A 22,559-nucleotide genomic window follows, 5' to 3' on the forward strand; every position below is an offset into this window, starting at 1 on the left:
CGATGATAAGATATCTGTTCCTTATTTCTTTATTGATTAATGGTGTTGGCTCAAGTATTCTTGCTGTCGGATACCCCTATATATTATTATCTGAAAACACGCCAGAGACAGACTATTATGCCAATATGGGTGTCATATTTTTATTCACATCCATTGGCGCTTTGTTATGGGGTTATAAAATTGATTACTCAACAGATATTTGGAAGTTTCGCATTGTTATATTATTGATTGAAATCTTTAGCACATTGTCATTATTAATATTATTATTGAGCAAAATAACATTTTCTCCTATTATGTTGCTTTTATTTATTTCATTATTGGAATTTCTTTTTGCCTATGAAATCCCATGGTCACGTGTTGCCTGGCATGAACTTAATGAATGGACAGAGCAACAAGGTGGTAATCATTTGAATGTTTCTCTCTATATTGTTATTGCTACATCACTTATTTCAGCCCTTGGCCCTGGATTTGGTGCTTTACTGGGTATTACTCAAGGAATAGATACGATTGTGACTATCAAGTTATTCTCTCTGCTGCCTTATTTTTATGTCTGCTATCTTATGATAAAAATGCAGATAAAACGTACAACAGGGCAAAAACCCCAGTTATCCGTTGGGTTACGTTCTGTATTTCAACAGCGTTATTATAAGACATTTGCCATTGCTATTGTTTTCGCAATTTTTGCCAATGCGTTTTTGATGGTGGCACTCCCTGTTGTTGTTATGGAAAGTTTGGCGAATGAAAGTTATGGATTGGTCACCCTGTTCTATTTACTCAGTGCCCTGATACCTATTTTCTGTACAACATTACTCAATAAAACAAGCGTTGATAATCGTATCCAACGTTATCCCATTTCAATATTTATTGGTCTGTTTATATTTGGCATTCTGTTTTTTCAGCTACACATTTTTTATGCGAAGTCCTTTTTCTATTTGCTCTATAACATCGCAATAATTTATTTCAATGTATTAATTACCAAGACCATTTATCAAAAGGGATTGGAAATGCAACAAGGCCGTCTGTTTTCTTTATTTCAGATCACAATGAATTTTTCATTCCCAATAGCTGCAATCACCGTATCCATTGCTCCTGGCTCCACACAATCTTTTTTACCTGTGGCCGGTTTCTCCATACTGTTACTGATTGCAATAGCTGTTTATTTAATAATTCAAATGAATAAAGTACCTGCTCCGCCCCATCATTGGCACAGGTGATATTAATAAGAATATTGATTATTAGGATTATACAATGTCATATCTTAGACCTTACCTCGGTAATACCAAGATTGCTGATAATATACAATACCGCTTGCAAACCGTTCTTGATAATAAAGCGGTGTTTAGATATGCCACAGAGAGTCAATACTGCCGTCAGGCAGAAAGGCTGTTACAAAATATTCTGCATACCCAACATACCATCCTACTGACAAATGGTACTGTCGCACTCAAAGCGGCTTTGCTTGGACTCAGACCCAAAATAGGGCAATGGGTTCTTATCCCTTCTATCTCATTTATCGCTACTGCCAATGCCGTGCTCAGTTGCGGATTAATCCCTGTTCTTGTTGATGTCGATGACAATGGCATGATGTGTCCAGAGGCATTAAACAAGACAATAAATCAAATGGATACCAAACCTCTGGCAGTCATTGCCGTTCATTTGGAAGGCACTGCTGCTTCAATTATTGAAATCGCCCAAATATGTCAACAACATAATGTATATCTGATTGAAGACTGTGCACAAGCGATGGGGGTGAAATATCAAAACCAGCCTGTGGGTACATTTGGCGAATATGGCTGTTTCAGTTTTCAGGCCAATAAATTAATTAGTAGCGGTGAAGGAGGATTGCTAATTGCTAAAAATAATTCTCTGTTCCTCAATGCCTGCATGATGACTGACCACGGTGCTGAGCGCACAGCAGAAGGCTATCCAGATTGGAGCAATAGTATTGGTTTTGGTGACAATAATAAATTCAATGAAATACAAGCTGCATTATTGATTAACCAATTGGAAAATATTGAACAGTTCCGCGCCTTATTAACCGAACGTTATCAAGCAATCCTGCAACATTTACCCGCAGATTGGATCATCCCACGCCCGAAAGGTACGATACCCGTTTCTGTCTGGTTAAAACGCAGCAAATTGCCCAAAGATCGCTTTAATTCAACACTGCTATATGATTGGCAAGCCTGGGATCTGGCTAACCATCCGATTATAAAAAATCAGCTTTCTCCCTACTCTGACCGTTTCCCTTGGGCTCTACAAGAAAGTCCACTCCCTTTATCAGCATTAGTGAAACATAAAGGAATTGTGAATGACCGTATTTGCCTGCCTGTACCTATTGATAATGCGATTTACGATAATGTCTTACAGTGGGCTATGGACGGAAACCTATCATGATATTAGACAAGAACTTTTTCACTCAGCTCAGCGGGAATAACCAGCCTGTCCGATATGTGTTGGGAGGCTCTTGTATTTGTTACGCAAAAGGTGTACCTACCCGACTTTCACTACAAGATTTGATCGATTCTGTGTTGCCAGCAATTATCGCTTCACAGCACAATGCCCCTGTCTATCTCTATTTTCAATCCCATGAAGCAATCATGATGGCCGACTTGTTGCATTTTGATCCTCAACAAGCTAACCACACAACAATGAGAGAATGGTTGGAAGCTGGCATTGTTTATACTTTGGCGCAGCTTAACATCCCTTTACCCCCAATCTATTGGGTGGATACCTCCGAAGATAAAATCCGCCAGCATATTGATCAATGGGTTCCCCACATCAAGACGGTGTTGCCAACCTCAATGCTATATGGTCTCTACGCCAAAAAACCGGATGCTACTTATCCGCAGGGAACAGATGAAGAACAGATGATGTTGGATGTATATTACCGCAACATTACTCTTTATACCCCCGAATTCCTCAGCACAGCACTTGAAATTTCCCCAGAGCAAACGCTGTTTGTGGAAAATACCACGCAACAAAAAGCAATCCAGATTTACTATCATGCGACTGGGCAGAATTGCAATATATTGCTCTACACTCCGCCACCAAATACACAAGGTAAGGAAATGTGTTTGGGCAATAGCAATCATAAAATCGAGTTACGTCTCACCGCAAAACAGATTATGCATCGTGCCGCTAAAATTGGTCATGGCGATTATTATCAATCCGTCTTTAATCAGCATTCTATTGTCGATATCATGCGAGGCTGGCAATTAAAGGTATTAGGCAATGAAGCATAAAACTGTTGTTGTCATTAGAGGAACACCGGCAAGTGGTAAATCTACAACGTGCAACCGCTTGAAAGATGTCATGCTGGCACAGGGGCTAACCGTCTCCTATTTACCATGGGATACTTTTCATCATTTTGTTGAACCAAGAACATCCCTTACGCCAAAAATCATCATGGAAGATACCTTGCGGTTGCTAAAGGTTGCTGATGATTGCCTTGATGCGGGCAGTGACTTGATCATTCTGGATGGTGTATTCATTTATCCTGAAGAGATTGACGCTATCCATTCCCTATTTACGCAAAAAGGTGTTCGAACTCTACATTATCGGCTCGTTGCGCAGGAACCAACGCTGATTACCCGTAATCAGGAGCGAGCTATAAAAGATCGTTTGCCAGCTTCCCGTATCAGAGAAGTCGCACAGGATAGTTTATGGGATTACAATGTACCTCATGAAACTTTGCTTGATAGCGCGAAATATTCTCCAGACCGTATTGTGGCACTGATAAGCCAGGTAATTATGCAACAATCTGCACCCATTGCCCTTTTTACCAATCCAACCACTTCTCATTTATGGCGTTTAGGAACAGCATTACGTTACCTTGAATTCAGGCGTTTTGAGCATGTTGATCTGGTTTGGCAAGAAGGCCAGCAACAGTGGCAAAGCAATACTTTCTTCGATTTCACTTTTATGGCCCAAGAAGAAAAAGCATTACTCTCTTTTTTAAAGCGGCAACCTGTTTTATTTAAGTATCTCAACGCAAAATCCCGCGCCTATTTCTACCTGCATGATTTAGCGCAACAGCAGGGTTTACAATGTCATGAAGAAAGCAAATGGTCAGCACCTATTGTCAACATACCGCCTGAAACAACAGTCGCTGACTTTTTGATCCAGCACTCAACACGATTAAAACGCAGTATTAAGAAAGCACGCAACCACCATACCGTCACACGTTATAGTACTTCGAGTCAAACTCAGCAATTGTGGCAAGATGCGCTGTATGTGGACGCGAAAGGCTGGAAAACCATTCAACAGAGTGATATGCGCAGCCTGAGCCGTGAAGACCTCCAATATCTCCCTGGCCTGTTAGCCAAAAGTAACCAATATCATCTGGCAGTCACTTATGACGATAACGGTACTCCCGGCGCTTGGTCATTGATGATAAATAACGGTGCGGGTCAATGGTATGCCGCTAAATGGGGTTGTAGCTATCAAGGTAGAGAAAAATTAATGGGAATCAATTGCCTGATTAGTCATCTGGAAACGCTCTATTGCCCCTATACTGGCCTTCAAATTGATCTATGGGGCAGAGAAAATGAATTCTATGATCAGTTAGCTAATGAATATATTGAGCGTCTTCATCTCAGGATAACACCATGATATCTCACCGCAATCTGCTCTCTTTGCAAGGTATACCATCTCAGCAAGATATCATGAATTATGGCTGTTCAGTACGAGACTTTTTTCGTGAAGATCTACAAACCGTGGCGACTCAGGGCTATTGCCTGATGCCAGAGTGGATATGTCAAAGCATGGTTGAATCTGTTTACGCAGCCAATTGGCAGCCACTCTTCTATCCTGTTTTACCGCCAGAGCAAGCCAGCATGATTTTGCAAGCGGATATCCAGGCTACGATGGCAATGCTAGGTGCTCTTCCACAACCATGTGCCATACTTCTCGCCCATCCTTTAGGTTATATCGATCCAGGGTGCATGGAATTTTTACGAGAAATTCAAAACAACCACAATATTCATGTATTTCTGGATCTTTCTCAGGGTTATGGAAAGAAAGATTGTTTACAGGAACTCCTGCATGTTCATGCCGCTTATTATTCTTTCAACGGCAATAAACTTATCCATACCGGTGGAGCATTGCGTCTTCGCCTAACAAACAGAGAGCATATTCCCTCTACTGTCAGAAATATTTTTACTACCTTTTATACCGCAGCCGAAGAAAAATTCGCGGCATTGAGAGAGCATCTACAATCTCACTTTATTGAAGATGATATTCACAATGCCTCACTGTACGCTTCTTACCAATCAAGCCCCTATCGTACTGTATTAAATTGGGAAAAATGTTCGCCCTTCCTGCAAACATTACTTAAACATCAAGGACTGGTTCAGCCGTTACTTGCCAAACCTCGACAAGAAAAAGAGCATTCCAGCTTAAATTATCATCAATGGTGTGAGAAAGTTATGTTGATGTTTAATTCACCAAGAGTTGAATGGAGTCAGTAAAATGTTAGAACTCAAACAAGTTACCCCTCAATCTTCCTTATGGAATTCATTTCTTCATCTTTATGGAGAATATTTTCAACGCCATTGGCCAGAAGTCTTTGGAGATCAGCCAGATGAGGCTATTGCAAAGGAAAATCATACTATCCTTGAACAACGCATCCAACAAGGTGACAGGGGGCTGTTTTTGTTGCTAAATGCCGGACAATTAGCGGGATTAGCCAATGTGTATCTTGAACGGGAAGAAAAAGTGACCCTGAATATTGCGGAATTTTATATCAGGGATGAATACCAGCGCCAGAAGCTGGGTTATGGATTATGGCATGCCATGTTGCAATGGGGACGTCGCCACGGTGCCACACATGTTCATTTGGAAACAGATGCAGGAAAAAATGCCAACTTTTTTTGGCAATCTCATGGGCTTTCAAGCCATCAAGTCGATGAACGCATACACTACAATGGCCCTATACCCCCCTTAAAGATACTGTGGATCAGACATGGGAAAATTATCCCGCTTGACCATTTGGATTACTGCCCTGAAGATAATGTGATCGCCCTTGATGCCGCTTCAATCAAACAGGCTGAAGAAATTGGTAGACGAATATTAGGGAAACTTCCGTGGCAAAATATTTATACTTCACCCCAACGCCGAGCACTTGAAACTGCCAAAGCCCTCAGCTCAGCATATAAGTCTTGTTCAATACAAGAAACTAATGCCCTTTGTGAATTCTTTCCAGAAGAGCTTATTGGCATGAAACTGGCCGATATTCCACATCGCTATGGTGAAGATTATGCTTATCGGTTACTGCATACTCCCCTTGATTCCCCTTTCAAAGATTCAGAACAGGTAACGGACGCGGCTGATAGAATCCATCGTTTTATTATGCAAATTGGCGATGAGCTCTCAATATCCTCTGTGCGGATTATTATCTCCCATCAAAATTTGCACAATATTTTCTTAGCTCATTTAATGACAAATAATCTCAATCTTTCTGGACGATTACATATTAATAACCTCCATGGCAGTACTTTTTTATATTGTCCTTATACTAAACAATTTGATATAGAAAATGTAAACATTCCTTTATGAGAGAACAATATGTTAAAAAATATTCCCTATATTATTTTTGACGCAGATCCATTCTGTTTTGGCCCAATATCCACCACGTTAAATGTGGTGGAAAAATTAAAGCACCGGAATAAATTAACATCGGACACTAAATTTATTTTATTAGGCACATTGACTTCTTCTCAATTAGGTCAAAAATCCGGCTTGTTTGATGAAATTTATGAATGTGATACCACTTCAGCCACAGAACTTTCACGCTATTCTGAGCTTATTTCTGGTGCAAGTTTGTATATCATTAACACTAACCTTAACTCGATTGATTTCGTTTCAAAGTTTAATACATCAATTATCTATATCGACACGCTATTTTGGATGTGGGATAATCTTCATGTTGATTTGCACAAAACTGAAAAGACATTTATTCAAGACTTTCATGGAATAGAACGCAATATTGAACGATTCCATGATAAACTTGGTAATTATCAAGTTATTCCACCAATTCTTCACAATTCTCTGCAACAATGCATGATGGATGACTATCCTCCAGAAGGTATATTAATTACTCTTGGTGGCATTGATACAGTCTACGCCGATACAACAGATTTTTATTATCATTTTCTCAAAGAGTTGTTGTCTATTCCCCAACTGCAAAATGAAAGCAACATTACTATTGCAGGTGGAGGCAAAACTATCGTAAATCTGGCAGAAATATTTGCCAAAACACATCCTCATATTCATATTGGCTGTTTTTCAAGGCATGATTTTCTGCAAAAATTACATCGTGCCCGTAAGGTATTAGCCAATCCAGGTCTGACAACATTTTATGAATGTATCACTCTTCATAAAGATGTTTTTTTCTTACCACCACAAAACTATAGTCAACAATTACAATTAGACGTATATTTACAAAATTATTATAGTCATGAATATGGTTTCTTATGGCAACCGGAATATGGTTATCCTGATATCCCCCCATATCTGCCAGAGAAAGATGGTTTAGCATTAATTAAAAAATGCAATGACTTATTTATTAATAACCCTAAAGAAAGAAAACGAGCTATGAATAAGATAAGTCAATTTCTTGAAAAAGAAAAAAACAATGCTAATTATTGTCATGATATTTTTCAAAATAATTCAGGTGATATCATTGCTGATTACATTGAAAATAGCATCTCCAATCAAAAATTGCAATACATAACATAACCATAAGTTAGATATAACACAACAATGAAAATATAATTTATTCCAATAATAATTTTCTGTATAAAAATAAATTATTATCATTTATTCACAAATATTAAAGCTTATTCCCATAAGAGGCGACCCTATGTCCATAATATTTTCTGATGTTAAAGTATTTGTTGGTGGCCCTATCCAACACGCATTGAAATTAAGGGTATTAGACAATAACTTACAAGTTCACATTAAATCTGCTATTCACCATCTGGAATCACTTGGCGCAGAAGTTTTTTCGGCCCATCGTACAGAGCAATTTGGCGAAACAACACACTTATTTACTCCAGAGGAAGTTTCCCAGCGGGATCGCCAATGGATGGAACAATGTGACATTTTTGTTGCCATTTTGCCTGTCTGCCCACAACAGAAACAGCTAATAAGAACAGATGGTACCCATATTGAGTTGGGTTGGGCTTCCGCCTTAAGACGTCCAATCATATTAGTCACCGAAAAACCCTTTGATCAATCTGCCAGCCATTTACTAAAAGGCCTGTCTGCTATTGCTCAAGTTCATCATATTCACCTGAATGATTTTGTATATGATCCGGCTATATTAAGTCATACGATTCAATCTATTCTAGAAAAGAAAGTTATCCCAAAATCTTCCGCCGTCGCATGAAGCCCGGAAATAGTAGGGGCTCACGCCCCTATTCACTAAATTTCATTTATTAAGGATGATTATCTGAATTATAGTGAACCAGTTCGCTGTGCCAGCTAATTAATTCATCACGTAATTTTTCTGGTAATACCGCAACATGACAGCCTTCTATTGCACCTGCTAATGTCAGCAACAAACTGACATTTGTTTTTTTCCTATGCTGCTGGAGTTTGAGGTAAGTTGCTTTTGCCCCCAATATTCTTAATTCTTCTACTTTAGAAATACCCACTTTCCATAATTGCCTTTCTAAAGCGATCCCTAAATTAGGGAGATCTTTAAGCCTAATCGGTATTTTTTGTCTATTAATCATTTCTTTTATTGTGTATTGGTAGGCTAAATTTACATACTCAAATAATTGTTTTTGATCCTGCCAAAGTGATTCATTAACACGGTAATACCGTAAAGTCACCGGTATTCCTCTTTTTGAATAAATAAATTTTTCCATTCCCCTAGCTTTAAATAGCACCTCAGCGTGACTATTTCCTCGTAAATAAAGCTCCCCATCAGAACTGATGGCAAATAAAACATCATCAATTAACAATCCAATGCCGCCAAATTGAGATTTTTTCTTAAGCTTTCCCAGTGAAGATACACCATGTTGCAATTGAACAAAACGAGCTCCAGATAAAAACATTTTTTATCACTCCATGAATCACATTCCAAAGTAATGTTTAATCATGCCTTCTGTTAATAAAATAGATAACCAGAACAATTAATTAAAACCATACGCAATCTATTTCCAACTGCCAATCGTTAAGGCATAAAAATCCTAATTTCTGTAAATTTTTGCGAAGCGCTTTGAAAAAAAGAGACTTGCTTTTAATCAAATATCGTTATACTGTATAAATATACAGCTTATTGTGCGAGGAACATTATGAGCATTCGATCAGCGTGGGCATATCTCACTGAGAAAAAAACAGCCGCTGCTAACACAACAGTGAACGAACATAAAACAGACAAAAAAATGGTTGGGATGACCATGAAAAGAGTGTCTTTTGTGGAACCATTTCAATGCACTTCACACACGATAAAAGGCATGATCAGTGAGCTGGTTTACAACGAACATCAGCCTGTCATTAATCACATTCTTCTTCCTTTATTGCGCCAGTCTGGAAAAGAAAATCGATGGTTACTTTGGGTAAATCCTAATAAGAGGTTAAATCGCCAATGGTTAATGGATGCTGAGCTTCCTTTAAATAAAATTGTCCAACTCAACCAAATCCATCCTATTGCTTCAATTAGTGCCATGGAAAAAGCGTTGGCAAGCGGCAATTATAGCGTTGTATTAGGTTGGTTACCGGAATTATCAGAATATCAATTAAATACGTTACAAATAGCCGCGCAAAAGGGTATTACTCTCGGTTTTATTATGCGACCACAAAATTTATCACATCCATTTATTGCACAAGCGAATAAGCTAAAAATTCACTCTAATTATTATCATTGACTTAAATTAGGATTAATCTCAATATTTTTTATGAAAAATAAGCTACTCATTGATAATTATTATTGTTTGCAATGAAAATCAATATATTAATACTGTAAGCATTGTAAATATTCGTCAAAAATACTTATGTTTTGTCAGTCGTCAATTAAATTTTTTGTGTCATGAGTCACAGTGTACTTGTAACTTTTTAACTTCGTTGTAGACTTTACACAGTTTAGGGAGTTGTGCTTACCGCTCTTATATTTCAGAACACATCTTCTGATTAAAGCATAGTTACCTAACAGAACATTTTAACCAGTGGCTAACAATAAGGCTTTTAAAGCCAATTGCCTATTTGGATGATAACGAGGCGTAAAATGAAAAAGACAGCTATCGCAGTAGCAGTAGCAGTAGCAGCTTTCGCAACTGTTGCTCAAGCAGCTCCAAAGGACAACACTTGGTATACCGGCGCTAAGCTGGGTTGGTCTCAATACCATGACGTAAATTTCTACGGTAATGGTTATGATAACCGGATTGGCAACGGCTCTCCCCATAAAAACCAGTTAGGTGCGGGTGCTTATGTCGGTTATCAAGCAACCCCATACTTAGGCTTTGAATTGGGTTACGATTGGTTAGGGCGCATAGCTTATAAAGGCAGCACTGATAATGGTGCTTTCCGTGCCCAAGGCATTCAGCTGACGACTAAACTAAGTTATCCAGTGCTGGACAATCTGGATGTTTATACTCGCCTTGGTGGTATGTTATGGCGTGCAGACTCCTCTGCGACCTACAATTCCAATACATTAGCTGGAACGGGTCCAAAAGACCAACGTAGACTGAAAAACGACGACAAAGGTGTTTCTCCTCTGGCCGCGATTGGCGTCGAGTACGCATTGACCAAAAATCTGGCAACCCGTCTGGATTACCAGTGGGTTAACAATATTGGTGATGCCACTACCGTTGGTGCCCGTCCAGATAATGGTCTGTTGAGTGTTGGTGTTTCTTACCGTTTCGGACAAGATGAAGCTGCGCCGATCGTTACCCCTGTAGCACCTCCAGTTGTGCCAGCGCCAGCGCCTGTCGTTGAAAGCAAGAGCTTTACCCTGCGCTCTGATGTTCTGTTCAATTTCAACAAATCAACACTGAAAGCAGAAGGTCAACAGGAACTGAACAACCTTTATAACCAACTGGCTAAAATCGATCCAACCCAAGGCAAGGTTCTGGTAGTCGGTCACACTGACCGTATCGGTAGCCAACATTACAACCTGCCACTGTCTCAGAAACGTGCTCAGTCTGTGGTAGACTATCTGGTTGCTAAAGGTATTCCAGCAGATAGTATCCAGGCAGAAGGCCGCGGTAAAGAAAACCCTGTCACTGGCTCTACCTGTGACAAAGTTAAAGTTCGCTCTAAACTTATCGACTGCTTGGCTCCAGATCGTCGTGTAGTCATCAACATTCAAGGTACTACTGAAGTTGTGACTCAGCCAAAAGCTGCTCAATAATGCTATTCTAATCAATTTATTAAAAACCCCATTTTAAATGGGGTTTTTATCTGTGGACTTATTCCCCTAATATTGCTTCCAGATCCTGCTTCAAACTCGACATTTGGTGAGTATATTTTTCCCGATATTCAGCATCTTCCAATAGCTGTATGATTGTATCTGACAGGGTATTGCCACGACGTCGGGATAGCGCTGAAAGCCGCTGCCAAACACGAAAATCCAAGTCAATGGATTTCTTACGCGAGTGTTGTTGTTCAGCATTAAAATGACGTTTACGCCGTGCCCGAATCGTTTGCTTCATTCGGTTGGACAAATCCGGATTCATATGCAGGGCAATCCATTTCAGTACCTTGACTGGCTCGCTTTCTAAATTCATTAATTCATTGACCGCATCTTGCGCAGCACTTTTTTCAATGTATTTAGTAATCGGCTCACCTTCACGGTGTTTTTTTGCCAAATAAGCCCATTTCCAGCCACATTCCAGATTTTCCAATTGTTGATATTTCATTTCATCTCTCAGTGACAGCGTAACTTAAATTAAGCATAGCAACTATTTCTTTAAATTGCCTATAACAACACAGAATATTGGCATATTTTACAGACAATGAAAGCGCTGGCTCAAATGTCGTTTCTTTCAAAATTCTGGCATGTTGGTTCATTGCCTAATCTTGTATAATAAATGTTTTCCTTTTCACTATATGATGTAGCTATCACCTTGACGAATATAAAACTAGACTGGCAGGCATTACAGCCAAACAATACGCCTTATCAGGCACTCTTTAATTCTGTCGCTGAATTGACCCCCATCACAGTGGATGTGGTTCAACCCAGACTGCATAGTGGATTATCCCTTTTTTGTCAGGCCTCCCTGCGTCAACCTTTTATGCTGCTGAAAGCAGAAGAAAGTGATGCTTATCTGTCTCTTCTATCCAATACGATTTCCTCTTTGCTGCCGGAGAGCCGTCCAAATATCGGTGGTTATTACCAGATAGAGCACCAAACCATCACCTGGCACTCTTCAGGGGAAGGTATTTTTGCGCCAACTAAACGAGTCGCTTACCGTGAGTGGATTGAGCCAGAGCAATTATTTGGCAATGTCTATACGCACCAAGGGATACTTCAACTGCAACCGGGCCTTATCCATCAAGTCAATGGTGGTATCTTGATTTTGCCTCTGCGCACCCTGCTTTCTCAGCCATTGATGTGGGTTCGTCTCAAGCAGATGATTATTCAGCGCCGTTTTGACTGGCTGTCACACGATGAAAATCGTTCCCTGCCATTGCCGATACCGTCAATGGAATTGGATCTGCGTCTGATTTTAGTCGGTGACAGGCTCAGTCTTGAAGAGTTACAGGCCATTGAACCTGACCTGGAAAACAGCGCATTGTATGGCGAATTTGAGCTGGATATGCCTTTTCATGCAGCAGATGATCTGACAAGATGGTGCCAGTACGTTAATGGAATCATTCAGCAACAAAACTTGCCGCCATTAAGTGCCGATGCCTGGCCTGAGTTGATCAAACTTGCTATCCGTTACACAGAAGATCAATTCCGGTTACCTCTGGATCTTCAATGGATACAGCAAAAATTAGCAGCCGCAGCCAATTATCCGCAGGAAAAGCAGATCACCAAACATTCCCTGCAACAAGCGGAAGATAATCGTACCTGGCGTCATAGTTATTTAGCTGAACGCAGTATAGATGAAATTCTGAAAGGCCAGATATTGATTCACACACAAGGCTCAGTTATCGGCCAAATCAATGGGTTATCCGTACTCGAATATCCTGGTCATCCTGATCCAATGGGTGAACCTTCCCGTATCAGTTGTGTTGCGCATTTAGGGGATGGGGAATTTATCGATGTGGAACGCAAAGTTGAATTAGGTGGCAATATTCATGCAAAAGGCATGATGATCATGCAAGCTTATTTAATTTCTGAATTGAAATTAGAGCAGCCACAACCGTTCTCTGCTTCGATTGTATTTGAACAATCCTATAGTGAGGTGGATGGAGACAGTGCTTCGCTCGCCGAATTGTGTGCCCTTATCAGCGCCTTGTCACAACAACCTATCGACCAGCAAATTGCTGTTACTGGTGCCGTAGATCAATTTGGTTATGTCCAACCTATTGGTGGCGTTAATGAAAAAATTGAGAGTTTCTTCCGTATATGTCACTACCGCGGGTTAACCGGTCATCAGGGTGTCATTATTCCAACCACAAATGTTCAACATTTGTGCCTAAATCAAGATGTTATTGATGCGGTAAAGAGTGAACAATTTCATATTTGGGCAGTTGAGCATGTTTCTGAGACGATATCATTGTTAACGGGTATTCCTTATTATGATCCACAAAAAGAACACTTGTTAGCTATGATATGTGAACGCATTGCACAAGCTAATATTCAAGAAAGACCTCGACTTCCTTGGTTTCTCCGCTGGCTAGATTAACTCCATTGTTATCTGATCGGAGTTGTTGGGCGTACAAGTGTACGCTATTCTCTAGCCCTACATGATTATAAGGCTATCTGAGAATATGTTTAAAAAACAAGAGTCCTACACGAAAGAAGAACTTCAAGCCTCTGGGCAAGGTAAATTGTTTGGTGAAAATGGGCCACCGCTGCCTTCTGGCAATATGCTGATGATGGATCGCGTCACGAAAATGACAGAAACCGGCGGTATTTACGATAAGGGGTATATCGAGGCTGAACTCGATATCAACCCTGAGTTGTGGTTTTTCGATTGTCATTTTGTCAATGATCCTGTCATGCCCGGCTGCCTTGGCCTTGATGCCATGTGGCAGCTTGTCGGTTTCTTCCTGGGCTGGATCGGTGGAGAAGGTAAAGGCCGTGCACTTGGCGTTGGGGAAGTCAAATTTACGGGTCAGGTATTACCAACAGCCAAAAAAGTGACCTATCGCATTAATCTCAAGCGGGTCATTAATCGCAAATTAATTATGGGTCTGGCTGATGGTGAAGTTCTGGTAGATGGCAAACTGATTTATACTGCGACTGATTTGAAAGTCGGCTTGTTTAAAGATACTAGTGCCTTTTAATCAATTTTTATTATAACCTCTCTGTCTCCAATGCTGAGCACCTCCGCTACTGCGGAGGTGTTTCGTCTTTTTGATTAACTCATACACGATCTTCTTGCGCCTGGCGCCATCCCCCTAACCAATACGAACGAGCATCCAATGAATGATAAGGACAATGTTCCCGTGGCCGTCCCAAAGTGCCTGCATGATAGCCTCTGGAAAGTGCTCTTGCTAAACGGTCTCTTTTCTGTCTTTTCATGCCTTACTTCCTCACTTGTTACTATGAAGATAAAACAATGATCGTTTTTATCCGATTTTCTCTAAATAGGTTTTCATAATACTGAGAGTGTCAGATGTTGGAGTTCCTTACCCCGCGCGGCGCGCGGGGTAAGGAGTACTCCTATCATTTTGAAACGTTATTTAGTGATTATGCATATTCGGTTAATGTTGCAAAGAGAGTTGCCGGGCAATGGATTTGACTAACTGGCTGTAACCCTTAGCTAAAGTAAGCACTAATTCAGCGTAGCCATCTTTTTCCTGTTTCAACTTAAGGCTGAATGGCCGCCTAATCACTCTGCCTGGATTAGACAATAGCCAATAGCCTTCAATTAATACCTGTCCATCATAGCGCCCATGAAAAGCCGTTATTGTGATATCCAGAGCGTCTGCGCCTTTTTCTAATTCCTGCTGAGAAACCAAACGATGTGGAAATGCGGCACTCAGTTCTGAAATCAATACTTGTTGTAACTGTTGCTGCAATGGGCTAGCCCATAAATGGTTCGATGCATTGATATAGCTCACCTCCCCTGTCTGATAGACAATTCCTGGAGCAGCAAGGTAGTCAGAAAGGTTAACCTTTTTTATCCACAACTGCCGTTCATGTTTAGCCCCCAATTTGCCTTCCTGCGATACCTGGTTAGCCAGGGCAGGTAACTGATAATATGTTTTTAGTGGCTGGCTATCGCTGCATCCCGCAATAAGCCCACTTCCAACAATAAATACACTGGCGGAAATAAAAAATGCCAATTTTGAAATCAATTTTTTCATCAATCAGGCGCCTTTTTGGGTTCAGGATCTTTTATCGCTTCGGCTTCAAATACCAATGCATTACTCTTGTTATTGAGCGTCTTCAAAACAGGTTGCAATTCACGTAATACCTGCTCCAACTGTTGCATATTATCCATCAGCTTACTATAAGCTGGTGAGCCTGGCTGGATCCCCTGCATACTACGGTTCAACTCATGCAATGTATTTTGTATATCTTTAGGAAGTTCCTGTGCTTCCTTACTCGCAAGAACGTGATTTAATTCATCCATTGTTTTCTGCGCTATTTTGATTGCTTTTTGACTTTCTTTAAGCGTCTGCGTTGCCTGAACAAGCACCGGTTCAATCGGCATATTGTTAATCTTATCCAGCACCGTGGTAACTTTTTGTTGAATTTGCGCCAAGCCACTACTTACTGTAGGCAAAGTCTTATAACCCGCGATTTCATATGGGCCTTTCCAGGGTTTCTCATTAGTGAAAAAGTCCAGATCAATAAACAACGCACCTGTGAGTAAATTGCCTGGTTTCAAGGTCGCTCTCAATCCCCTGGCGATAGTTTCCTTCAATTCTTTATCTGTGTTGAGTCCATTACCTAACTCTTTCACAAATCGACCAGGCTCGACATGAATCAAGACAGGAATACGGAAGTCATTGTCGATGCGCTGCTTAATATCTTCACTATAAAAAGGCACTCTTGCTACCGTTCCTACTCGAATACCACGGAATTCGACAGGCGCTCCCGGCTGTAAGCCACGCACAGAATCAGAGAAAAACAGTAAAAAGTCTGTATGTTCTGTATACAGTGCGTTTTGGATACTTTTCTCGTTATCGTAGAGTTTAAAGACCTCTTTTTCCTTCACTGAATTACCCAGTTCCCAACCTTTTGGTACATCAAAACTAACGCCTCCCCCAAACAAGGTCGATAATGAAGCCACTTCAACCCGTATACCTTGTGATGACATATCAAATGTGACACCACTGTCTTTCCAGAATCTGACATTTGTAGTCAGTAAAGCGTCATAAGGTGATTTAACGAAAATTTGGTAACGAACCAATCGGGATGTCGGATCAAAAGTACCGGCCTCAACTGAACCCACTCGATATCCCCGAAATAACACGGGATCTCCGGGAGTTAATCGTCCTGCTGTTTCACTGGTCAGAATCAGACGAATACCCTTTGCATCAGGGGAAGCAAGTGGTGGAGCATCAAGCAATGAAAAGCGGTCTTCCTCTTCGCCTTGTGTGCCGGGCTGTAATTCGATAAAAACACCAGACAGTAATGTACTCAGACCAGAAACACCTTCACGGCCAATCTGAGGTTTCACAACCCAGAAAGCTGTATCTGTGCGTAGCAAGCGACTCATTCCATCATTTAGACGGGCTTTAATGATAACTTGCCCCAAGTTTTCGCTCAAAGACACACTTTCGACAACACCAACGTCAACACTGCGGCTTTTAATTTTAGTTTTACCGGCCTCAATACCTTCAGCATTAGAAGTAATCAATGTGACTTCTGGCCCCTGATGACTGAAATGATAAAACAGTATCCAAGCCCCAATCAGCACAGTGATAATTGGTACGATCCATACAGGTGACCAACTCTTAAGTTTACGAATTCTGGCCTGAGTCAGATCTTCTTCTTTATCCGTCACCTTACAACTCCTCATTCTTATGTAGCTCAAATTTACGATTGGCTTTGTCCCAGGTTAAACGCGGATCGAACATGATTGATGCAAACATCGTCAAAATAACAACCAGAGCAAACAGGACTGCTCCCAGGGCAGGATAAATACTCATCAGTTGTCCCATACGAACCAACGCAGATAGGACGGCAATAACGAATACATCAATCATTGACCAACGCCCAACAAACTCCACCATTTCATAAATAAAATGCATCTTTTCGGAATCATGGCTCGTTTGACTTTTTGCATCCCAGCATAACCAACCAATAGCCAGCATTTTCAATAAAGGTATCATGATGCTGGCAATAAAAATAACCATTGCAACAGGATATGAGCCAGATCCCCAAAGCAAAATAATCCCTTCCAGAATGGTGGAATTAATTTGCTGCCCCAGTGCCTGTGTCACCATGATAGGTAAAACATTCGCTGGAATATAAAGTATGGCTGATGTTATCAGTAGTGCCATTGTGCACTGAAGGCTATTACGGCGGCGAGCGTCCCCCTTTGTATGGCATCGAGGGCACTGAGATTGTTGGGCGGGCAAGATGGCGGTACAACTCTGGCAAAGCCTGACACCTTGCACCAAGCCAGGTTTTCCAGCCTGCAAGGTGTGGCAAACTTTAGGTGCCGGAGCAATTTCATTCCAAAACCAATGCCTGTCAAGACACTGAAATGCCCTGATCTGAAACAGACAAAACAAGCAGTAAGGGAAAAAACTCAGGCCAATGCTGATTTCACCATGTGCCATAAGTTTAACAAAGCTGACCAACACGCCCGCAAGGAAGATTTCTGCCATGCACCATGTTTTCATCTTAAACAAAATGCGCGCCAACTCTATTTTTAAGCGACGCGCCATTTTGACGTTCTGACATAAGATGATGATGGCAACCATACAAAATGTCGGCACAAGCTGAACGAAGATCAAAAAAAGCGCAGCCATGCTGGAATAGTCTTCGTTGAACATCACCTTGGGGATCTGAGTCAACTTTATCTCACTCACAATCCCCGCCACACTCATGCTAACAAAAGGAAACAGGCAAGCGAGAAAAAGCATGATTAATGCGCTTAATGCATAGCCTGTTGGTTGATTACGCGGCTCTCTCCATTTTGCTGTCAGCAACGTATGACACCGTGGACAAACCGCCTTTTTCCCTTGTTCCAAATCAGGCACAGCCACCAGCATGTCACACTGGGGACAAAGAACCAGCTTGCCATGCTGGTGGTTATTGGAACACAAAGTGTTTCTCCTTTAGCAAAACCCACAAGTTTCTTTTATGCGGCAGCTATCATCCATTTTTCATCATTTCCAATTCCTGCCAGCGATCAAACGCTTTTTCCAATTCTTGTTCTTTATTTGCCAGTTCATTCAGAACATTTTGCGTAATTTCATGTGATTGATTGAAGAATTCCGAGTCACTGACCTGAGATTGCAATTTATTGATCTCTTCTTCTAATTTCTCTAATAATAATGGTAGTTGTTCCAATTCACGCAGTAAATGGTAACTTATCTTATTGTTTGTTCGTTTAGGTGATTGTTTCGGCTTAACCGCCTTGTTTTCAGCACTCACCTTTTTCTCTGAAGCTTGACGCAAGGAAACGGTTTGTGCCTGTTGCTGCTGGGCATCGTAATATCCTCCCGCATAATTGTTGATTTCACCGTTACCTTCAAAAATCCAGCATTCAGTGACTGAGTTATCAACAAATTGGCGGTCATGGCTGACCAAAATCACAGTTCCGGTATAGCTATCAACGAGTTCCTCAAGTAACTCCAATGTTTCAACATCAAGGTCGTTGGTCGGTTCATCAAGAATAAGCAAGTTGCTTGGTTTCAAGAATAGACGAGCCAGCAACAGGCGATTGCGCTCACCACCAGACAACGCTCGTACAGGGGTCATCGCGCGTTTGGGATGGAAAAGGAAATCCTGCAAATAACCCAATACATGACGGGAACGTCCATTGACCATGACTTCCTGCTTACCTTCAGCGAGGTTATCCATAACGGTCTTATCAGGATCCAGTGCGGCACGATGCTGATCAAAGTAAGCCACTTCAAGTTTAGTCCCACAATGAATGCGACCACTGTCTGCTGACAGATCGCCCAGCATTAATTTTAATAATGTCGTTTTACCGCAGCCGTTTGGCCCCACTAACGCAATTTTGTCGCCACGTTGAACTTGAGCGGAAAAATTTTTGACCAATGTTTTATCACCAATCTGGTAATTCACATTTTCCATTTCAAACACAATCTTACCGGAACGCGTCGCTTCTTCGACCTGCATTCTCGCTGTTCCCATAACATTGCGGCGTTCAGCACGTTCTACACGTAATGCTTTCAATGCTCTTACCCGACCTTCATTACGGGTACGCCGTGCTTTAATACCCTGGCGGATCCAAACTTCTTCCTGCGCCAATTTTTTGTCAAATTCGGCATTCTGCAACTCTTCAACCCGCAGCGCTTCTTCTTTTCCTTCAAGATATTTATCGTAATTTCCCGGCCATGAGGCCAGCTTTCCGCGATCCAGATCAACAATACGTGTCGCCATGTTGCGAATGAATGAGCGGTCATGGGAAATGAATACAAGGCTGCCATTGAAGTCTTTCAGGAAATTCTCCAACCATTCAATAGTATTGATATCAAGATGGTTGGTTGGTTCATCAAGAAACAGCACTTTGGGAGCGCAAACCAGTGCCCTGCCCAATGCCGCCTTACGCAACCAACCACCAGATAATGAAGAGAGTTTCGCTTCTGCTGGCAAGGAGAGTTGTTTTAATACGTCGCTAATCCGACTATCCAATGACCATAGGCCACGGATATCCAGCACTTCCTGCAACTCTGCCAGATGATTGAGATTTTTCTCGCTAGGATCGGTTTCTACCAAACGCGAAACATGATGGAACGCTTTGATGTATTCAGCCTGCTCTTTTACCCCTTCCGCAACAAAATCAAATACCGTACCTTCTATATCACGGGGAGGATCCTGCTGTAAGCGCGCAACAATCAGGTCTTGTTCATAAATAACCAAACCATCATCCAAGGGTTGTTCTTTTGCCAACACACGCAACAATGTCGATTTTCCCGCACCATTGCGCCCAACCAAACAGACTCTTTCGTTTTCTTCGATATGCAGTTCAGCATTATCCAACAGCGGTGCATCACTGAATGATAACCAAGCACCGGATAAACTAATCAATGACATAATGTTATTTGTCCTCGCCAACGTGATGCAGTAACCAGCAGTTATGGATCTGACGGTTACGGGTAAAATCCTGAGATAAAGTCTTTTCTGTTATTTCGTTTGCAACCAGACCGATTCTATCTAATTCGGCAAAATCCATTTTAAAACCCCGTTTATTATTGGAGAACATTAAGGTTCCCCCCGGACGTAACAGACGTTTTAATTGTTTCATTAATTCGATGTGATCACGCTGAACGTCAAAAGTATTTTCCATTCGCTTGGAGTTAGAGAATGTTGGCGGATCAATAAAGATGACATCGAATTGTTCACGGGCCTGAGCTAACCATCCTAAGCAATCAGCCTGAATCAAACGGTGTTGACGCCCGGTTAAACCATTAGCTTGTAAATTTTTCTCTGCCCATTCAAGATAAGTACGAGACATATCTACCGTGGTTGTCGAACGCGCCCCTCCCAATCCTGCATGAACTGTCGCCGAACCGGTATAGGCAAATAAGTTAAGAAAATCTTTGCCCCGACTCATTTCACCCAATTTTTTGCGGGCAATACGGTGATCAAGGAATAACCCCGTATCCAAATAATCGGTCAGATTAACCCAGAATTTTGCACCATATTCGTTGACCAAAAAGAATTCTTGCTTCTCAGCCATTTTTTCATACTGACTTTTACCTTTCTGACGTTGGCGAGTTTTCAAGATCAGTTGGTTGGATGATAAGCCAAGCACATTCATTGTTGCACTGATCACATCAAACAGGCGTTGACGGGCTTTATTGGCATCCACAGATTTCGGCGGAGCGTATTCTTGCACAATGATTTTATCGGCATAGCGATCAACAGCAACATTGTATTCAGGTAAATCTGCATCATATAAACGGTAGCAATCAATACCTTGCTGCTTGGCCCATTTGCTGATTTTTTTTTCATTTTTACGCAAACGGTTAGCATAATCCTCAGCGATACCGATATCCAATGACTGAGGTTTATCCGCTAGCTGTTCATTTTTCTGGATGACATAATTCTTTTGGATACAATCCAGAGGGCCGTTTTTAGCCTTAAACTCACGCTCTGCGCGTAATTGCAAACAACCCAACAATTCTGGCGAAGCACTGAACAGTGATAAACGCCAGCCAGGGAAGCGGGCTTTCATCACGCGACCAAATACACTGTGCAGCGCGATCAGTGCAGGTTCGCTTTCAAGACGTTCTCCATAAGGCGGGTTGCTTAATACCGTTCCCTCTGGCCCTTCCGATAAGGGGTTTTCCAGTTTGCTGGCATCTCCCTGCTGGAACTGGATCAATTGGGATACCCCTGCCCTACGTGCATTTGAACGTGCCATATCCATTACACGGCGATCAATATCCGTTCCAAAAAAACGGGAAGTCGTTTCCTGTAACCCCTTACGGAAACGGACCTGTGCTTCTGTAGTCACTTCACGCCAGATTGTTTCATTGAATTGCAACCATGATGTGAATCCCCAATACTGACGATGCAAACCGGGGGCGCAATCTGCTGCCATCATAGCCGCTTCGATTAGCAACGTTCCTGAGCCACACATTGGATCAACCATTGGCGTTCCTGCCTGCCAGCCAGAACGTAAAATAATCGCGGCGGCAAGGTTCTCTTTCAGTGGTGCCTGTCCAGTCAGATCACGGTAGCCACGGATATGCAGGCTATCACCACTCAAATCGAGTGATACAGTTGCTTTCTCTTTATTCAGGAAAACATGGATACGGACATCAGGCTGTTGTTTAGCAACATCAGGACGTTGTTTTATTTTGCGCATAAAACTATCGACAATAGCGTCTTTTACTTTCAATGCGCCATATTGTGTATTTCTGATCTCCTCATTCGTGCCGCTAAAATGTACAGAGAACGTACTATCAACTGAGAAAATCTCGCTCCAGTCAATGGACTGGACACCAAGATACAGATCCAAATCACTATAAACGTTAAATTCGTTAAGCGGCATCATGATACGGGATGCTAGTCTGCTCCACAGCAAACTTTTATACATCATCCGATCATCGCCCTGAAAATGAACCCCACCTTGGGCAATCCTACAGGATTGCGCTCCCAGGATTTCCAGTTCGTTCTTTAACAGTTCTTCCAGTCCACGTGCCGTGCTGGCAAAGAGAGAGTTCATCTTATTAATCATCACAAAAGTTCACCACCAAAAAAATTGTGGCACATTATAGCCAATACCTTCGACATGTCCTAAAGTTGCTGACACAATAAAGATAAAATGCTT

The 22,559-nt window shown here is 41.5% G+C and carries 20 protein-coding genes; 12 read left to right on the forward strand and 8 right to left on the reverse strand.

Features of this window, described 5'->3' with window-relative positions; genetic code table 11:
• Positions 1-2: 2 nt before the first annotated feature.
• The 8 genes from IQ209_RS11030 (at position 3) to IQ209_RS11065 (ending at position 8,392) form a co-directional block, all read left to right on the forward strand.
• On the forward strand, positions 3-1,214 hold the full coding sequence (locus IQ209_RS11030; protein WP_193851344.1) for a hypothetical protein: 1,212 nt from the start codon (positions 3-5) through the stop codon (positions 1,212-1,214).
• Positions 1,215-1,248: 34 nt separating this feature from the next.
• Positions 1,249-2,397, forward strand: coding sequence for a DegT/DnrJ/EryC1/StrS aminotransferase family protein (locus IQ209_RS11035; protein ID WP_193851345.1), 1,149 nt, complete (start codon positions 1,249-1,251; stop codon positions 2,395-2,397).
• Positions 2,394-3,245: a hypothetical protein gene (locus IQ209_RS11040; RefSeq protein WP_193851346.1), complete on the forward strand. Its 852-nt coding sequence runs from the start codon at positions 2,394-2,396 to the stop codon at positions 3,243-3,245. Before IQ209_RS11035 ends, IQ209_RS11040 begins: the two co-directional genes overlap by 4 nt.
• Positions 3,235-4,614, forward strand: coding sequence for an AAA family ATPase (locus tag IQ209_RS11045; RefSeq protein WP_193851347.1), 1,380 nt, complete (start codon positions 3,235-3,237; stop codon positions 4,612-4,614). Before IQ209_RS11040 ends, IQ209_RS11045 begins: the two co-directional genes overlap by 11 nt.
• On the forward strand, positions 4,611-5,471 hold the full coding sequence (locus tag IQ209_RS11050; RefSeq protein ID WP_193851348.1) for a hypothetical protein: 861 nt from the start codon (positions 4,611-4,613) through the stop codon (positions 5,469-5,471). Before IQ209_RS11045 ends, IQ209_RS11050 begins: the two co-directional genes overlap by 4 nt.
• A 1-nt stretch (position 5,472) precedes the next feature.
• Entirely contained in the window at positions 5,473-6,558 is a 1,086-nt protein-coding gene (locus IQ209_RS11055) for a GNAT family N-acetyltransferase (RefSeq protein WP_193851349.1), read from the forward strand.
• A 9-nt stretch (positions 6,559-6,567) separates the two neighbouring features.
• The gene (locus IQ209_RS11060) at positions 6,568-7,740 is read left to right on the forward strand and encodes a hypothetical protein (protein WP_193851350.1); all 1,173 of its coding nucleotides are present in this window, start codon (positions 6,568-6,570) and stop codon (positions 7,738-7,740) included.
• 124 nt (positions 7,741-7,864) lie between these two features.
• On the forward strand, positions 7,865-8,392 hold the full coding sequence (locus tag IQ209_RS11065) for a nucleoside 2-deoxyribosyltransferase (protein WP_193851351.1): 528 nt from the start codon (positions 7,865-7,867) through the stop codon (positions 8,390-8,392).
• A 49-nt stretch (positions 8,393-8,441) separates the two neighbouring features.
• On the opposite strand, the gene IQ209_RS11070 is transcribed toward IQ209_RS11065, so the two are convergent.
• Positions 8,442-9,065, reverse strand: a complete 624-nt coding sequence (locus tag IQ209_RS11070; protein WP_193851352.1) for a TfoX/Sxy family DNA transformation protein — start codon at positions 9,063-9,065, stop codon at positions 8,442-8,444.
• A 303-nt stretch (positions 9,066-9,368) separates the two neighbouring features.
• On the opposite strand from IQ209_RS11070, the gene sulA reads away from it, so the two are divergent.
• Positions 9,369-9,878, forward strand: coding sequence for an SOS-induced cell division inhibitor SulA (sulA, locus tag IQ209_RS11075; RefSeq protein ID WP_370588414.1), 510 nt, complete (start codon positions 9,369-9,371; stop codon positions 9,876-9,878).
• 356 nt (positions 9,879-10,234) lie between these two features.
• Positions 10,235-11,359, forward strand: coding sequence for a porin OmpA (gene ompA, locus IQ209_RS11080; RefSeq protein WP_193851354.1), 1,125 nt, complete (start codon positions 10,235-10,237; stop codon positions 11,357-11,359).
• 58 nt (positions 11,360-11,417) lie between these two features.
• Here ompA and matP read toward each other — a convergent pair whose 3' ends face one another.
• On the reverse strand, positions 11,418-11,867 hold the full coding sequence (matP, locus tag IQ209_RS11085) for a macrodomain Ter protein MatP (protein ID WP_193851355.1): 450 nt from the start codon (positions 11,865-11,867) through the stop codon (positions 11,418-11,420).
• A gap of 207 nt (positions 11,868-12,074) precedes the next feature.
• Here matP and IQ209_RS11090 point away from each other — a divergent pair, with 207 nt between their 5' ends.
• Together IQ209_RS11090 and fabA are read left to right on the forward strand one after the other, a co-directional pair.
• A complete protein-coding gene (locus IQ209_RS11090) occupies positions 12,075-13,805 on the forward strand; it encodes a Lon protease family protein (RefSeq protein WP_193851356.1) in 1,731 nt (576 codons plus the stop codon).
• Between the two features lie 85 nt (positions 13,806-13,890).
• A complete protein-coding gene (fabA, locus tag IQ209_RS11095; RefSeq protein ID WP_193851357.1) occupies positions 13,891-14,409 on the forward strand; it encodes a bifunctional 3-hydroxydecanoyl-ACP dehydratase/trans-2-decenoyl-ACP isomerase in 519 nt (172 codons plus the stop codon).
• A gap of 79 nt (positions 14,410-14,488) precedes the next feature.
• On the opposite strand, the gene rmf is transcribed toward fabA, so the two are convergent.
• The 6 genes from rmf to rlmKL all read right to left on the reverse strand — a co-directional run bounded on the left by rmf (position 14,489) and on the right by rlmKL (position 22,454).
• A complete protein-coding gene (rmf, locus tag IQ209_RS11100) occupies positions 14,489-14,647 on the reverse strand; it encodes a ribosome modulation factor (protein ID WP_193851358.1) in 159 nt (52 codons plus the stop codon).
• 182 nt (positions 14,648-14,829) lie between these two features.
• On the reverse strand, positions 14,830-15,435 hold the full coding sequence (gene pqiC, locus IQ209_RS11105; RefSeq protein WP_193851359.1) for a membrane integrity-associated transporter subunit PqiC: 606 nt from the start codon (positions 15,433-15,435) through the stop codon (positions 14,830-14,832).
• Positions 15,435-17,084, reverse strand: a complete 1,650-nt coding sequence (gene pqiB / locus IQ209_RS11110; protein WP_370588415.1) for an intermembrane transport protein PqiB — start codon at positions 17,082-17,084, stop codon at positions 15,435-15,437. The genes pqiC and pqiB overlap by 1 nt, the downstream gene beginning before the upstream one ends.
• Position 17,085: 1 nt before the next feature.
• Positions 17,086-18,354 (reverse strand): membrane integrity-associated transporter subunit PqiA, encoded by a 1,269-nt coding sequence (gene pqiA / locus IQ209_RS11115; RefSeq protein ID WP_193851361.1) that lies wholly within the window; start codon positions 18,352-18,354, stop codon positions 17,086-17,088.
• A gap of 49 nt (positions 18,355-18,403) precedes the next feature.
• Positions 18,404-20,314, reverse strand: a complete 1,911-nt coding sequence (locus IQ209_RS11120) for an ABC transporter ATP-binding protein (RefSeq protein ID WP_193851362.1) — start codon at positions 20,312-20,314, stop codon at positions 18,404-18,406.
• A gap of 4 nt (positions 20,315-20,318) precedes the next feature.
• Complete coding sequence (rlmKL, locus tag IQ209_RS11125) at positions 20,319-22,454, reverse strand: bifunctional 23S rRNA (guanine(2069)-N(7))-methyltransferase RlmK/23S rRNA (guanine(2445)-N(2))-methyltransferase RlmL (protein WP_193851389.1); 2,136 nt, start codon at positions 22,452-22,454, stop codon at positions 20,319-20,321.
• Positions 22,455-22,559 lie beyond the last annotated feature (105 nt).

The sequence above is a fragment of the Xenorhabdus sp. BG5 genome (assembly GCF_015163665.1).
In the GTDB taxonomy this organism is placed as follows: domain Bacteria; phylum Pseudomonadota; class Gammaproteobacteria; order Enterobacterales; family Enterobacteriaceae; genus Xenorhabdus.

Coding starts and splice junctions, on each gene's coding strand:
- IQ209_RS11030 (WP_193851344.1), top strand. CDS start 3: ATGATAAGATATCTGTTCCTTATTTCTTTATTGATTAATGGTGTTGGC.
- IQ209_RS11035 (WP_193851345.1), top strand. CDS start 1,249: ATGTCATATCTTAGACCTTACCTCGGTAATACCAAGATTGCTGATAAT.
- IQ209_RS11040 (WP_193851346.1), top strand. CDS start 2,394: ATGATATTAGACAAGAACTTTTTCACTCAGCTCAGCGGGAATAACCAG.
- IQ209_RS11045 (WP_193851347.1), top strand. CDS start 3,235: ATGAAGCATAAAACTGTTGTTGTCATTAGAGGAACACCGGCAAGTGGT.
- IQ209_RS11050 (WP_193851348.1), top strand. CDS start 4,611: ATGATATCTCACCGCAATCTGCTCTCTTTGCAAGGTATACCATCTCAG.
- IQ209_RS11055 (WP_193851349.1), top strand. CDS start 5,473: ATGTTAGAACTCAAACAAGTTACCCCTCAATCTTCCTTATGGAATTCA.
- IQ209_RS11060 (WP_193851350.1), top strand. CDS start 6,568: ATGTTAAAAAATATTCCCTATATTATTTTTGACGCAGATCCATTCTGT.
- IQ209_RS11065 (WP_193851351.1), top strand. CDS start 7,865: ATGTCCATAATATTTTCTGATGTTAAAGTATTTGTTGGTGGCCCTATC.
- IQ209_RS11070 (WP_193851352.1), bottom strand. CDS start 9,065: ATGTTTTTATCTGGAGCTCGTTTTGTTCAATTGCAACATGGTGTATCT.
- ompA (WP_193851354.1), top strand. CDS start 10,235: ATGAAAAAGACAGCTATCGCAGTAGCAGTAGCAGTAGCAGCTTTCGCA.
- matP (WP_193851355.1), bottom strand. CDS start 11,867: ATGAAATATCAACAATTGGAAAATCTGGAATGTGGCTGGAAATGGGCT.
- fabA (WP_193851357.1), top strand. CDS start 13,891: ATGTTTAAAAAACAAGAGTCCTACACGAAAGAAGAACTTCAAGCCTCT.
- rmf (WP_193851358.1), bottom strand. CDS start 14,647: ATGAAAAGACAGAAAAGAGACCGTTTAGCAAGAGCACTTTCCAGAGGC.
- pqiC (WP_193851359.1), bottom strand. CDS start 15,435: ATGAAAAAATTGATTTCAAAATTGGCATTTTTTATTTCCGCCAGTGTA.
- IQ209_RS11120 (WP_193851362.1), bottom strand. CDS start 20,314: ATGTCATTGATTAGTTTATCCGGTGCTTGGTTATCATTCAGTGATGCA.
- rlmKL (WP_193851389.1), bottom strand. CDS start 22,454: ATGAACTCTCTCTTTGCCAGCACGGCACGTGGACTGGAAGAACTGTTA.